The 14,333-nt window shown below is 38.3% G+C and carries 11 protein-coding genes; 9 read left to right on the top strand and 2 right to left on the bottom strand.

All coding sequences use genetic code 11. The annotated features are described in order from the left end of the window. Positions 1-2: 2 nt before the first annotated feature. Entirely contained in the window at positions 3-278 is a 276-nt protein-coding gene (locus tag ACIQAA_RS20460) for a ferritin-like domain-containing protein (RefSeq protein ID WP_402622900.1), read from the bottom strand. 185 nt (positions 279-463) lie between these two features. Here ACIQAA_RS20460 and ACIQAA_RS20455 point away from each other — a divergent pair, with 185 nt between their 5' ends. The 3 genes from ACIQAA_RS20455 to ACIQAA_RS20445 all read left to right on the top strand — a co-directional run bounded on the left by ACIQAA_RS20455 (position 464) and on the right by ACIQAA_RS20445 (position 3,507). Beyond that, the gene (locus ACIQAA_RS20455; protein ID WP_402622898.1) at positions 464-1,225 is read left to right on the top strand and encodes a DeoR/GlpR family DNA-binding transcription regulator; all 762 of its coding nucleotides are present in this window, start codon (positions 464-466) and stop codon (positions 1,223-1,225) included. Positions 1,226-1,346: 121 nt separating this feature from the next. After that, on the top strand, positions 1,347-2,174 hold the full coding sequence (locus ACIQAA_RS20450) for an SPL family radical SAM protein (RefSeq protein ID WP_402623019.1): 828 nt from the start codon (positions 1,347-1,349) through the stop codon (positions 2,172-2,174). A gap of 334 nt (positions 2,175-2,508) precedes the next feature. After that, positions 2,509-3,507 (top strand): phosphotransferase enzyme family protein, encoded by a 999-nt coding sequence (locus ACIQAA_RS20445; RefSeq protein WP_402622896.1) that lies wholly within the window; start codon positions 2,509-2,511, stop codon positions 3,505-3,507. A gap of 306 nt (positions 3,508-3,813) precedes the next feature. On the opposite strand, the gene ACIQAA_RS20440 is transcribed toward ACIQAA_RS20445, so the two are convergent. Next, the gene (locus tag ACIQAA_RS20440; RefSeq protein WP_402622894.1) at positions 3,814-4,701 is read right to left on the bottom strand and encodes a LysR family transcriptional regulator; all 888 of its coding nucleotides are present in this window, start codon (positions 4,699-4,701) and stop codon (positions 3,814-3,816) included. 166 nt (positions 4,702-4,867) lie between these two features. Between ACIQAA_RS20440 and ACIQAA_RS20435 the strand changes: the two genes are divergently transcribed. The 6 genes from ACIQAA_RS20435 to ACIQAA_RS20410 all read left to right on the top strand — a co-directional run bounded on the left by ACIQAA_RS20435 (position 4,868) and on the right by ACIQAA_RS20410 (position 14,188). Then, positions 4,868-7,762 (top strand): 2-oxoglutarate dehydrogenase E1 component, encoded by a 2,895-nt coding sequence (locus ACIQAA_RS20435; RefSeq protein WP_402622892.1) that lies wholly within the window; start codon positions 4,868-4,870, stop codon positions 7,760-7,762. A 73-nt stretch (positions 7,763-7,835) separates the two neighbouring features. Beyond that, positions 7,836-9,086 carry a 2-oxoglutarate dehydrogenase complex dihydrolipoyllysine-residue succinyltransferase gene (odhB, locus tag ACIQAA_RS20430; protein WP_402622889.1) on the top strand — a complete coding sequence of 417 codons (1,251 nt, stop codon included), beginning with the start codon at positions 7,836-7,838 and terminating at the stop codon, positions 9,084-9,086. Positions 9,087-9,375: 289 nt separating this feature from the next. Beyond that, the gene (gene rhaD / locus ACIQAA_RS20425) at positions 9,376-10,206 is read left to right on the top strand and encodes a rhamnulose-1-phosphate aldolase (protein ID WP_402623017.1); all 831 of its coding nucleotides are present in this window, start codon (positions 9,376-9,378) and stop codon (positions 10,204-10,206) included. Positions 10,207-10,349: 143 nt separating this feature from the next. Next, on the top strand, positions 10,350-11,309 hold the full coding sequence (locus tag ACIQAA_RS20420; RefSeq protein WP_402622886.1) for an AraC family transcriptional regulator: 960 nt from the start codon (positions 10,350-10,352) through the stop codon (positions 11,307-11,309). A 43-nt stretch (positions 11,310-11,352) separates the two neighbouring features. Beyond that, positions 11,353-12,678 (top strand): branched-chain amino acid transport system II carrier protein, encoded by a 1,326-nt coding sequence (gene brnQ, locus ACIQAA_RS20415; protein WP_402622884.1) that lies wholly within the window; start codon positions 11,353-11,355, stop codon positions 12,676-12,678. Between the two features lie 238 nt (positions 12,679-12,916). After that, positions 12,917-14,188, top strand: coding sequence for an MFS transporter (locus ACIQAA_RS20410; RefSeq protein WP_402623015.1), 1,272 nt, complete (start codon positions 12,917-12,919; stop codon positions 14,186-14,188). The last annotated feature ends 145 nt before the right edge of the window (positions 14,189-14,333 follow it).

Genomic DNA, 14,333 nt, shown 5'->3' with positions numbered 1-14,333 from the left:
AGTTACTGCTGCTGCATCTGCTGTGTATTAGGAAGATTTGCTAATGCAGTATTGTTATCCACCTGAAGGTGAGTAATTAATCGTTGATAATGATTTTGGTGCATTTGCCCCGCCTTATTGAGTGCATCCTTTAGTTGCGGGTTTTGGATCTGATTAGCCATAAAATGAAATTTCTTAAATGCTAAAAGCTCCCATGATAAGGCATCCTTTATGTAAAGTACATCCTTTGTCGTAATAGCCCTCGGTGGGTTTGGAATCGGTGGTTGATTATTTTGCATTGATTTACTCCTTTCATTTAACTTCCAACAATTTTATATTTTGCGAAATGTAACCATTATATGCTTTTTATTTTTATAATTTATTTTTGTTTTTCAAAAATTATGTTATAGTGATTATAGAAAACAAACATAAATAAAGGATAAAACAATATAAATAAAAAATGTAGTGTGGAAGGGTGCAGGACATGCTAGTAGCGGAAAGGCAAAGAAAAATTGTTGAATTAGTGAATGAACGGCTAAGTGTAAGGGTTACAGAACTGAGTAAAATTTTCTCTGTTACGGAGGAAACCATTCGCAGGGATCTTGAAAAGCTTGAAAAAGAGAACCTATTAATGAGAAGTCATGGTGGGGCGGTTAGTATTGAAAAGGACCAAGGTGAAACCTCATATATAGAAAGGGAAATTACCAACGCAGCGGAGAAGAAAGCAATTGCGGTCGAAGCGGTACGTTCGATTGAGCCGGGGGATCAAATTGTTTTGGACGCAAGTACAACGGCATGGTATGTGGCAAAGGAATTAGAGGACATGCCATTAACGGTACTAACAAACTCGATAAAAGTAGCGATTGAACTGAGTAAAAAAGAACAAATCAAAGTAATTTCCACAGGTGGTACCTTATTATCACAATCTCTTTCGTTTGTGGGTCCTCTTGCTGAAAGGTCGCTCGGAATGTATCACGTTAACAAAGCATTTATCTCTTGTAAAGGCGTTCACCTTGAAAAAGGACTAAGTGATTTTAATGAATTACAAGCACTGTTGAAGAAGCAAATGATGGAGATTGCGGATGAAACAATCTTAATGGTTGATTCAAGTAAGTTTGGGATACGAGCTTTTTCGCAAATTGCTCCTATAACAAAGATTGACTGCATAATAACTGATTCAAACATAGATGAACAAACAAAAAAACAGCTAGAGGAGAGAAACATTAAAGTAACCAAAGCGAATTAAGCTATGGAAATGTTACGTTATTCATGGAATGACTTATACCCAAAACCCTATCTATTTATAGAAGGGTTCTTTAGTTTAATATATAAAATAGATAAGCTAAGAGAGGAGCCACACATTGGGGATTATAGTACAAGAAATACTTTCCAAGAAAATCCTAACCGAAGCCAAGGGTTATTTAGATGTTGGCTTTACACATTCATTGAATCCATACAGTGGTTGTGCGTTTTCATGCCGGTATTGTTATGTAAGAGAAATGCCGATTCAAAAATTCAAAGAAATTCCTTGGGGAGAATGGTTAGACATAAAAACAAACGCAGCTGAAAATTACCGAAATGAAATAATTAACCTTCGTAAGAAAAACAAACCTGTAAATATTTTTATGTCTTCTGCAACCGATCCTTACCAACCCATTGAACGAAAAGCAAACATTGTCCGAAGGATATTAGAAGTAATGATTGATAATCCACCGGATTTTCTTTGGATTCAAACACGATCCCCACTCATCACCAAAGATATTGATTTGTTAGTGGTACTGAAAGAAAAATGTAAAGTCCTTGTGTCGATGACAGTTGAAACAGACAGGGAAGATATAAAGCAAATTTTTGCTCCTTATGCTCCAGGAATTAACTTACGGTTAAAGGCTTTAAAAGAAATACATGATGAAGGAATAACCACACAAGCTTCGATATCACCAGTATTGCCATTTACTCCTGATTTTCCAAAAGTATTGGAAGGCATCGTCGACCATATTTGGATTGATACGTTAACCATTGGGGATGGTGCAGAGGGGAAACGTTCCGAGAGGTTAGGAATGCCCATGTTATTTAAGGAACATGATCTATCGAAGTGGTATCGAAAAGATATACATGTCATGGTAGAAAAGTATTTTAATAAATATTTTCCTAGTGAAATGATAAGAGTTTCAAAACAAGAAGCCTTCCTGGAATAATGGGGGAGTTTTGTTGAAGAGGCAAAAAATAACATTGACCCCATTATTTGGAAATGTTATCATATTCTTAATATTATTGAAGGGAGTGAGATTGCTCTATGCCTAATTTAATCAAAATAACCTTGGAATTTAAGTGTCTTGCCTCTCACTCATACGGATTGTAGTAGAATTTAAAACTTGTCTGTAATAAGAGATGGCAAACAAGAGAATTGGCATTTCTTATAAAAAGGAATGTGAAGCCACAGGGTTATCGTATATCCCTGTGGCTTTTTTTGCTTGTCACAGAAAATGTCTAACACCTAAAATATCAAAAGATAACGAGGAGTTGTGGTATATGTTGAAATTAAAATATCTCTTTAATAACGTCGACTTAGCAGAAATGTTATTAAAAAATTGGGAATTTGATAAAGAATCACTTGAATTGTTTAAGTATTATAGAATATCTTCAAACGCTGTTTATCCATTTAGAGCCCAGGGCCGGACACAACTTTTAAGATTTTCACCCAAAAAAGAGAAACAAAGAGAAAATATATTAGCAGAACTTGAATGTATATCTTATTTACGTTCCAAACAATATGGGGTTTTAGAGACTGTTACATCTAAGAATGGAGAGGAACTTGTAGAAAAACAAACTCCCTGGGGCGATTACTATGCTTCAGTATTTAAACGGGTATCAGGTGTACAGCTTGGCGATACAGATTTAAACAATACCATTATATTCAATTATGGGAAAGCATTAGGTAAACTTCACCAATTATCAAGTGAATATAAACCCAAGACATTCAAACGTTGGTCATATTGTGACGTGTTAAATTGGATGCAGAGTATTCTAATAGATTTTCCACTTGAAACATCTGCTTTCGAAGAAGCTCAACTATTAAAGAATTATTTTGATTCAATACCTATCACGAATAGCAATTTTGGATTGATTCATTATGATTTTGAATTGGATAATGTATTCTATGATGAAGAGCTCCAATCTTGTAACGTTATTGATTTTGATGATTCCATGTACCATTGGTATGTAATGGATATTGAGCAGGCACTTGCTAGTTTAAAAGATTCTATATCACCTGAAACGTTCTCCCTAAAAAAACAATGTTTTATGGACGGATATCGTTCTGAATATGATATCTCAGACGATATGATGTCATTACTACCAGCTTGTAGACGCTTTGCTAATTTATATGGATACGTTCGGATAATATCTTCTATGAAAGAAAAGTGGGATCATGAACCACAATGGGTAACAAGTTTAAGAGAAAGATTAACAATGAGTATGAAAAATAAATCTGCTTGTTTTGGAACAGTGATTAATAATTTCAGGCTATGAACAACAATTGGCACCGCATTTTGAGGTGCCATTTGTTTGTTAAAAACGCCTCAACTCGTGTATTCAATAGTTGGTTTTTCATACAGAGTTTTATGCAAAACAGTTACAAGAGGCCGGGGTTGATACCACATGTATTCGTTATAAGGGTATGACACATATTGACAAGTTAGGACATGTCCCTAGGCAGAAGACCTATGTATTGAAATAGCATATGCTATAAGGAAATTGTAGTAGAAGATTAGTAGAAAAACTTTTAAAAATGAAAAAGATTCAGACCCATTTGGTCTGAATCTTTGCATATGGGTTCTATCCATTTTCTTTCCAATCAAAATTTTCGATGAAATGTACGAATGCCTTAACCACATTCCATTCCAAAGACTCTTTATGGTAATACATCCACGTTCTTCGCAAAATAGGAGTTCCTTCTAGATCTAATAAATTGATTTTGTATAAGTCTTCAATTCCAGTAACTACCCTGCTGGACAGGATGCCATAGCCTAAACCATTTATGACCATTTCTTTACACGTATCAACTTGGTCGACTTCTATACTGATAAAGGGCGCTTCAGCATAATTTTCAGCCCACCAGTGATCAATGACTGATTTTAATAAATAATCCCCTCTATAATCAATTCTAGGAAGACGAGGAAGGTCCGTCATATCAATCTTATTTTTTGAAGCAATACAGATGGTTTCCTCAAATATTTGATGTTTCGATAAACCTCTCCAACCATAATCTCCTCGAACAAAACTAATATGGACATCTTTATTATGTATTAGTTGAGTTACGTCCCTGCTCCAGCCTGTAACCACCTTGAATTCCACATGGGGATATTGCTGTTTGAATAGTTTCAAAATATAAGGAAGTTCATAATTCGCAAAAAAATTGGATACCCCCAATTTCAACGTACCGGCCACTTCATTGCTTTCGTTATTACTCATATTTTTGACCGTTTCTTTTACCCTTTGATAATGTGCAAGGGCCTCCTCAGCACAATGGACTAGATACTCACCTTGTGGGGTGAAGTGCACACCCCGGCTTTCACGGGTTATGATTTTAACACCTAGCTCTTCCTGCATATGCTTTAATCGATTCGTTAATGCGGGTTGAGTCAGAAATAATAGTCGAGCTGTTTTAGTTAGATTTTTTTGATGATAAAGCACCTTCAGTATTTCCCAATCACGATAATCCATTGTTCACCCATCTGCCTGATATAATTTTTTTTTATCAATAAATATAATTTTTTATCATTTTCTTTATTTCAATTATTACATTATCCTAATACTGAAGCAACCGATAAATACTTTATTAAATTATCCAATCTTAACATAAAAGAAACTCAAACTTGGGGGTAATGTAATGGGAGTGGAGAACCAACCAAATCCATGGGGAAGATTTAATGGTCCTAACCTTGGCTATGTAATAGAACAATATGAACGGTACTTGAACGGTGCAGAAACTATTGATCCTGAATTAAAAGAGCTTTTTCTTGAATGGGGCTCACCATTGTCTTTTGAGTCAGGTTATAAGAAGGAAATAATCGAACATGAAAAGATTTATCCTACTAATCTGGCAAATATAGAAAAAGTAATGAAAGTGGTAAAACTGCTCGAAAGCATTCGTTCTCACGGACATTTAGTGTCAAAATTAAATCCGTTAGTAGAAAATCAAAACTATCATGAGTTTTTCAACATTGAAAAACATGGAGTTAGTGAGCATGATTTGAAAGCGATTCCAGCTAGATTGGTTTGGGAGGAAGCGCCGGAAGGCATTCAAAACGCATGGGATGCTATGAACCATTTAAAGAATATTTATACCTCTACACTAGCCTTCGAATTTAACCACGTTCATGATATGGAAGAAGTGAAATGGTTAACTCAAATGGTAGAGACGGGTTCACTGCAGAAATCTTTATCAAAAGAAGAGCAAATGAAGCTATTAATGAGTTTGACAGAGGTTGAAGGATTTGAGCAATTCTTGCATAAAACCTTTGTCGGCCAAAAGAGATTCTCCATTGAAGGCGTTGACATGCTGGTGCCCATGCTGGATGAAGCGGTGCGAGAAGGTGTCGGTGAGGGAGTACGCAATGTATTGATCGGCATGGCACATCGCGGCCGCTTAAGTGTTCTTGCACATGTATTAAACAAACCATACAGCAAGATTTTCTCTGAGTTTCAGCACTCTTACGCGAAACAACAAGGTCCGTCAGAAGATTTAGTTGACATTAGTGAGGGCTGGACAGGAGATGTGAAATACCATTTAGGCCGCAATCGTTTCGTCGAAGGTCCTAATGCCTTTAGTACACGTATTACCTTAGCAAATAATCCTAGTCATCTTGAATTTGTAGATCCCGTGGTCGAAGGGTTTACAAGAGCAGCTCAAGAGGAAAGACAGAAATCCGGGTACCCGGAGCAGGATGTTAAAAAAGCATTTGCGATTTTGGTTCATGGTGATGCAGCATTTCCTGGACAGGGAATTGTTGCCGAGACATTAAATTTGGGCGGACTAAAAGGATATCGAACTGGTGGAACCATCCATATTATTGCAAACAATATGGTTGGCTTTACGACAGATAGCCACGATTCTCGTTCAACGAGATACTCGAGTGATCTTGCAAAAGGATTTGAGATTCCAATTGTACATGTAAATGCGGATGATCCAGAAGCCTGTCTGGCAGCTGTTCGCCTTGCATATCAATACCGAGCGCGTTTTCAAAAGGATTTTTTAATTGATTTAGTCGGATACCGAAGATTTGGCCACAATGAAATGGATGATCCAGCAGTTACCCAACCACAGGTGTACAAAAAAATCGCGAGCCATCCAACTGTAAGAGCATTGTATTCCGAACAGCTGCAAATGAAAGGCATTCTTGAACAAAAAGAAGTAGAGCAAATCAACCTTAGTGTCCAAGAGCAATTGCATGCTGAATATGACAAAGTGTCAGAGAAGAAGCAGGGTGAATCTCCTGCAGAAGTTGAGGTTCCTGGGGTTATTGCCAAAGGAATTCCACCTTTGGACACAAGCGTGCCGCTTGATACTCTGCGCGAATTAAACGGTGAACTATTGAAATGGCCGGAAGGTTTTCATGTTTATCCAAAATTAAAGCGGATTCTCGAGCGCCGTGAAACAGCACTTGATGAGAACGGAAAAGTAGAATGGGCGGTAGCAGAAGTGCTGGCATTCGCGGCCATGTTAAAAGATGGAACGCCGATTCGTTTAACAGGTCAAGATTCTGAACGTGGAACTTTTGCACAGCGTCACATTTTGCTCCACGATTCAGAAACGAATGAAACTTATTCACCTTTACACCATCTTCCACAAGCACGGGCCTCGTTTGGAGTTCATAATAGCCCGCTGTCGGAAGCTGCTGTTGTAGGATTTGAATATGGCTATAACGTATTTGCTCCTGAAACACTTGTCATGTGGGAAGCACAATATGGCGACTTTGCCAACACGGCGCAGCCCATCTTTGATCAGTTTGTTTCGTCGGCAAGAGCAAAATGGGGACAAAAATCTGGGCTTACCCTTCTATTGCCTCACGGGTACGAGGGGCAAGGTCCCGAGCACTCCAGTGCCCGACTTGAACGTTTCTTACAGTTGGCAGCCGAAAATAACTGGACAGTAGCTAACTTGACAAGTGCGGCCCAATATTTTCATATCTTGCGCCGTCAAGCATCGATTTTAGGTAGTGAGTATGTTCGGCCATTAGTTATATTGACACCTAAGAGCCTGCTTCGACACCCTATGGTCTCATCGCCTGCTACAGCTCTTAGCGAAGGCCAGTTCCAAACGGTTATGGAACAGGAGCTTCTAGGAAAAGTGACGGAGAAGGTAAAACGGTTAGTGTTAACGACGGGTAAGATAGCGGTCGATCTAGCTGTAGAAATCGATTCAAGTAGCGAAAAGATAAATTTGGACGAGATACACATCCTGCGCATCGAACAATTGTATCCATTTCCGAAGGAAAAAGTGGAAACCATCATTAACCGTTATCCTAACTTGAGGGAAATTGTATGGGTACAGGAAGAACCGAAGAATATGGGAGCATGGCATTATATTGCACCAACTCTTTATGAGCTTGCTGCAGGCAGCCTGACTGTCGGTTACATCGGGCGTCAGTACCGATCAAGCACCGCAGGCGGTGACCCATTAGTTCATAAGAAGGAACAGGAACGTATTATCGAACAGGCGTTGAATACTGATAGTATAGTAGTTACTCAGAATCAAGAAAAAGAGTCATCTAGAAACAGATAAATGTTACCGAAATACTAAGTTAAAATCCTAATTTGAAAGAAGACTTAACCTAATTCCTAGGAGGATATGACACATGATAGAAATAAAAGTACCGGAACTGGCAGAATCCATTTCAGAAGGAACCATTTCACAATGGCTCATTAATATAGGTGATAAAGTATCCAAAGGGGATAGTGTTGTAGAACTGGAAACTGACAAAGTTAATATAGAATTAAATGCCGAACACTCAGGTGTTGTTACAAAAGTATTAAAAGAACCTGGTGACACGGTAGAAGTTGGTGATGTCATTGCTGTTATCGAAGAGAACGCAGCTGAAGGTGTTACTCCGGCTGTTCAAGCGGCAGCACCTGAAAAAACGGCTAATGAACCATTAGACCAGCCAAGCGGGCATCAAGAGATAGAACTTCCGAAAACGGATCGTCCGATTGCTTCACCTGCTGCAAGAAAATTGGCAAGAGAACTAGGAATCGATTTAAACCAAGTAAGCACTCGTGATCCCCTTGGCAGAATTAGACCTGATGATGTAAAAGCACATACAAGTACCACTAATGTAAAGGAAGAACCAAAGTTGGAAAAGGTAAGTCAAAATCCAACCTCACAACAAATAGATACTGATTTTGATAAACCAGTAGAACGTGTGAAAATGTCACGCCGCCGTCAAACAATCGCTAAACGCTTGGTTGAAGTTCAACATACCGCTGCTATGTTAACGACCTTTAACGAAGTTGACATGACTGCTATTATGGATTTACGCAATAAACGGAAAGATGTCTTTTTTGAAAAACATGGTGTTCGACTTGGGTTCATGTCATTTTTTACAAAAGCTGTGGTGTCAGCCTTAAAACAATTCCCTCTTTTAAATGCCGAAATTCAAGGCGATGAGATCATTATCAAGAAGTTTTATGATATCGGAATTGCAGTTGCAGCACCGGAAGGTCTGGTTGTACCTGTAGTACGAAATGCAAATCATAAAAACTTTGCTGAGATTGAACAAGAAATCAGTGATCTCGGGAAAAAAGCACGTGATAACGCCTTAACTTTAAAAGATTTACAAGGTGGAACATTTACGATTACCAACGGCGGTGTTTTCGGTTCTTTAATGTCAACGCCAATTTTAAATAGCCCGCAAGTAGGCATACTCGGTATGCATAAGATTCAATTAAGGCCTGTAGCAATTGATAAAGAACGAATGGAAAATCGCCCGATGATGTACATTGCTCTTTCTTATGATCATCGAATTGTAGATGGAAAAGAGGCTGTTAGTTTCCTTTCTGCAGTAAAAGAATTGTTGGAAGATCCGCACTCTCTATTATTAGAAGGATAGACCAAAATCCTAATATTTTCTAATTATCCAAAGCAGACCGTTTTACGGTCTGTTTTTTTGTGCAAACAGAAACCAATAAATATAAATGTGTCTAAAATGTTAACAAAACAAAACTAAACAAATGATATTTATGGCAATTTTGTTAAAAAACAAAAATAAAACAAAAATATTTTCTGTGTTTATGTTGATTTATGTTGGTGTTCGAGTTAAGATGAAAATGTAAAGATGATACATTATTAATTTGACATATTAGAATGAATTTAAAAATTAGGAGAGGTTTACTATGAGAATGACAATGATTAAAAATGCGATATATTCAGCACCATTCTTACAAGAAATGTTGGAAACGACTTCAAATTTATATCGTTTAGGCTGGGATGAACGAAATGGCGGTAATATCAGTTATTTATTACATGAATACGAAGTTTTTCCATTTTTGAATGTAGACGATGTTAAAAGAACAGTACCAATGAACTTTGATGCATCAGCACTTGCTGGAAGATACTTCATCGTTACCGGTTCAGGGAAATATTTTAAAAATGTAAAAAGAGATCCAGCTAATAACCTAGGTATTATCCGTATTTCAGCTGACGGTAAAAGCTATGAAATTCTTTGGGGATTTGAGGATGGCGGGGTTGCAACAAGCGAATTACCAACACATCTTATGAACCATATGAAACGCTTAGCCGTTGATAAAAACCACCGAGTGATTATGCACTGCCACGCAACAAACCTAATTGCGATGTCATTTACACATAGTTTAAACGAAGAAGAATTTACAAAAACCTTATGGGAGATGTGTACCGAGTGTCTGGTTGTTTTCCCTGAAGGTGTGGGGATAACTCCATGGATAGTTCCAGGGACTAACGCTATTGGGGAAGCAACTGCTGAAAGAATGGAAGATGTCCGCCTTGTACTTTGGCCGCATCATGGAATCTTCGGCGCTGGTACCACACTAGATGAAACCTTTGGTCTTATTGAAACGGCTGAAAAGGCTGCTGAGGTTTATACCATTGTTTGTGCTCAAGGCGGCAAAAAGCAAACAATTACGGATGTTCAGTTGCAGGAACTTGCAAATGCATTTGGTGTTATTCCACGCAAAGGGATTTTGAATCTGTAATGGTTATTTAATCATAGGTAATTTCTAAGGTGTGTTCCTGTAAAAGGAGCATACTTTTTTTGTTCTAATCAGCGCAGGTAAATGGTATGATTATATCTTATAAAAAGCACTTTGTGATCCAAATCAGGAAATAGGTGAAAAGAGTGAACCAAGAACTTCTAAACGAACTTTTACAACTGACAGATGAAGAGAAAGATATTCTTGAGCAGCAAACGAAAGTAAGTAAAGACCTATACACAAGTAAGACGAATTTCATTATTGAGAGTGAAAAATTCTTAAGTAAAGATAAGATGATCATGGTTCGGAAGCATACAAGGTTTGTGGATTTCCCTTTACATAAACATGATTACATTGAGGTCAATTATGTTTATAATGGGGAATTGCAGCAGGCGGTTGGGGGAAGGCAGATTACCTTAAGAAAAGGTGAACTTCTGCTATTGAATCAACATATTGGACATGAAATTAAAGCCTGTAGCAAAGAAGATATTGTTATTAATTTCATAATTCGTCCTGCTTTCTTTGACTTTATTTTTTCATATTTAAGTTCTGAAAATATTGTTAGTGATTTTTTATTGAGCAGTCTTTACAATAATACGCAGAATGGGCAATATCTTTATTTTAAGGTTTCTGAAGCAGCAGACATACAAGATTTAATTGGAAAAATGATCCACGAAATTATGTATCCAACCGCTTTTTCAGAGTCTGCGATCAAACTTTATATGGGGCTCTTTATGATCGAGCTAATAAAGAATTCTGATAAGGTAGAGAGAAAAGAAGAAGCGTCCATCACTCATTATTTGGTGGTGGAATCACTTAAATATATTGAGGAACACTATAAGGAAGCATCTTTATATGAATTGGCGGAACAATTGAAACAATCACATTATGGGCTAAGTAAAACGATAAAAAAGGCAACTACTCGAACATTTAAAGAACTTCTCCAAGAAAGAAGGCTGGAAAAAGCAAAAGAATTATTACAAGGAAGTGATTTGCCGATTGCTTTAATTGTTGAGCAAGTCGGCTATGATAATATTAGTTATTTCTATCGAATTTTTAAAGAGAAGTATGGACGAACTCCTAAAGAATTCAGAATGATTAAATGATATAATACAATAATATTTTTACATTATAAGGAGATACCACATCATGAATTTTTCTGCAAAACAAGTTGTCTTTATTAGTTTTATGTTATTTTCTATGTTTTTTGGAGCAGGCAATCTAATCTTTCCCCCATTCCTTGGTCAATCAGCAGGTGACCATTTATGGGCTGCTCTTGCTGGCTTTATTGTGTCTGCCGTTGGACTGCCGATATTAGGAGTCATTGCCGTAGCGAAAGTAGGTAGTTTAAATGCGCTGAATCTTAGAGTTCACCCTATTTTTGCACTCGTTTTTCCATTTTTAATTTATATTGCAATCGGTCCAGGACTAGCGATTCCTCGTGCAGGAAGCCTTGCATTTGAAATGGGTGCAGCACCGTTCTTGCCAGAAAATTTTGTTGGCAGTCCAGTCTCTTTATTCATTTATACGATCGTCTTTTTTGGATTAGCAGCATGGTTAAGTATGTATCCATCAAAATTGATAAGTCTTTTCGGGAAATTGTTGACTCCGATTCTTTTAGCCCTCATTGCGATTATTTTTGTAAAGAGCTTATTGGATCCTATCGGTTCATTTGAATCACCGATTGGGAATTATCAAGAAAATCCTTTATTCCAAGGAATATTGGAGGGCTATTTAACCATGGATGCTTTGGCAGCCCTAGCATTTGGTATTGTCATAGCTAACACTTTGACTGCACAAGGTGTAACCGACTCCAAAAAGAAATCACGCTATATGATGTACGCAGGCTTGGGTGCTGGGTTGTTATTAGCAGTGATTTATCTAATCTTAGGATATTTAGGAGCTGCGAGCTCTTCATTAGGACAAGCTGAAAATGGCGCTATTATTTTGTCTAACATTATGACATACCTGTTTGGCCAAAGCGGAACACTCATTTTAGGAATCGTCTTTACACTGGCATGTTTCTGTGTTTCCATTGGGTTAATTACATCATGCAGTCAATTTTTCTCCACTACGATTCCAAAAGTGGAATACAAAGTTTGGGTCGTTATCTTAGCTGTTCTAAGTACTGCGATAGCAAATTTAGGATTAACGCAAATCCTACAGATTTCTGTACCTATCCTTGGCATGATCTACCCGATCGCTATCGTACTTATCTTCTTGGGGCTCTTGGATGATTTTATTAAAAGAAATTCATATATTTATATCACTGTGATAGGCTTTGTTGCTCTATTTAGTATATTAGACACGATTAATAAATTATTCCTAAATAACCTATGGGGCGGGGGATTTGAAATACTTCCTTTCTATATTGAAGGAATAGGCTGGCTAACCCCTGCAGTAATTGGCTTAATTGTTGGGTATCTGCTGGGAAGGTTAAAAAGTGCTTCTTCGGTAACAAGAACAAATCCATAATATTGTTTAAAAAACGAGAAACCGGTTAAGGTTTCTCGTTTTTTTAGTCCTACATCATGAAGCCCAAAATTGAGTTGGAAAAGAAAAAACGGTCCTCATAAGGGGACTAGAAACCATAGTTGATAAGCGGATATAAATATGTTTTCGTTACTCAACCGAGATGGTATTATTTAGTAATAGATAAAGATCCCAAATTAATAAGGGAGGTGCAGCGGTGTCACATAAAAAGGAGAATTCTATGAATCATTTACAGCCTTACATAAACTCCCCAGAAAAGCAGCGGGCACTGTATCGACGGACCTTGGTGATCGTGGTTCTATCACAAATTTTCGGCGGTGCAGGGCTGGCAGCTGGTATTACGGTTGGAGCACTCCTGGCACAAGATATGCTGGGGACAGACAGTTTTACTGGAGTCCCAACCGCGTTATTCACACTTGGTTCTGCCGGTGCAGCACTTCTTGTAGGACGGTTATCGGAGCGTTTCGGCCGCCGGTTCGGGCTGGCTGCTGGTTTTCTCGCTGGAGGTATTGGTGCAATCGGAGTAGTAGTCTCAGCCATCACGAATAATATTTTACTACTTTTTGTCTCCCTGCTAATCTATGGCGCAGGCGGCGCGACAAACTTACAGGCCCGTTATGCAGGAACTGACTTGGCAAGCCCGAAACAGCGAGCAACAGCCATTAGTATTGCGATGGTATCTACGACATTTGGTGCTGTTGCTGGTCCGAACTTGGTGGATGTTATGGGTGAATTTGCAACGAAGATTGGTGTCCCGGCACTATCGGGACCGTTTATCTTAGCAGCAGCAACCTACATACTTGCTGGTTTGGTGCTATTAGTATTACTGCGGCCGGACCCGCTCATGGTTGCTAAAGCCATTGCGGATGAGATGAGAAACAACAAGAACACACTTTTAGATAGTAATATAAATACACTAACGTTTAACAAAAGGGGAATTATTGCAGCAACAACATTAATGGTATTAACCCAATTGGTGATGGTGGCAATCATGACAATGACACCTGTACATATGGGCGAGCACGGTCATGGTTTACGTGAGGTTGGTATGATTATTGGATTTCATGTTGGCGCCATGTATCTTCCATCTCTGCTAACTGGAGTCCTTGTTGATAGGATTGGACGAATTTACATGGCAATCGCAGCTGGTGTCACTTTACTTGCAGCAGGCATACTGGCTGCGATGGCACCGGGTGAATCGATGACTTTATTAACGTTGGCACTCATATTGCTTGGCTTAGGCTGGAACTTCGGATTAATAAGTGGAACTGCTATACTAGTAGATTCAACGAATACGGCCAATCGCGCGAAGACGCAAGGAACGGTGGATGTTTTGGTGGCGTTATCAGGAGCTTCAGGAGGCGTACTCTCTGGAATTGTTGTTGCGAATACCAGTTACGCAGCACTATCCATTGCGGGAGGAATTCTTTCACTTTTCCTAATACCAGTGTTAATTTGGTCGAGTTCTAAAAGGGTAAAAGTTCAGGCGTGAATCCATTTGGATTGACGCCTTGATACTGTGAAACTTTCTGGCATGTGAAATGAACTATGCTAAGAAAGTTTTTATTTTTTTCGGGGGGAGATATATCGATAAACGGATGAAACATAAATTGGAAATGATGAATTTACGAACTTTG

It is taken from the genome of Neobacillus sp. NPDC093182, from assembly GCF_044754045.1.
This window is presented reverse-complemented; position numbering and strand designations above follow the sequence as displayed.

Bases quoted from the DNA above. Each gene is read 5' to 3' on its own strand.
- ACIQAA_RS20460 (WP_402622900.1), bottom strand. From the start codon at position 278: ATGCAAAATAATCAACCACCGATTCCAAACCCACCGAGGGCTATTACG.
- ACIQAA_RS20455 (WP_402622898.1), top strand. From the start codon at position 464: ATGCTAGTAGCGGAAAGGCAAAGAAAAATTGTTGAATTAGTGAATGAA.
- ACIQAA_RS20445 (WP_402622896.1), top strand. From the start codon at position 2,509: ATGTTGAAATTAAAATATCTCTTTAATAACGTCGACTTAGCAGAAATG.
- ACIQAA_RS20440 (WP_402622894.1), bottom strand. From the start codon at position 4,701: ATGGATTATCGTGATTGGGAAATACTGAAGGTGCTTTATCATCAAAAA.
- ACIQAA_RS20435 (WP_402622892.1), top strand. From the start codon at position 4,868: ATGGGAGTGGAGAACCAACCAAATCCATGGGGAAGATTTAATGGTCCT.
- odhB (WP_402622889.1), top strand. From the start codon at position 7,836: ATGATAGAAATAAAAGTACCGGAACTGGCAGAATCCATTTCAGAAGGA.
- rhaD (WP_402623017.1), top strand. From the start codon at position 9,376: ATGACAATGATTAAAAATGCGATATATTCAGCACCATTCTTACAAGAA.
- brnQ (WP_402622884.1), top strand. From the start codon at position 11,353: ATGAATTTTTCTGCAAAACAAGTTGTCTTTATTAGTTTTATGTTATTT.
- ACIQAA_RS20410 (WP_402623015.1), top strand. From the start codon at position 12,917: ATGAATCATTTACAGCCTTACATAAACTCCCCAGAAAAGCAGCGGGCA.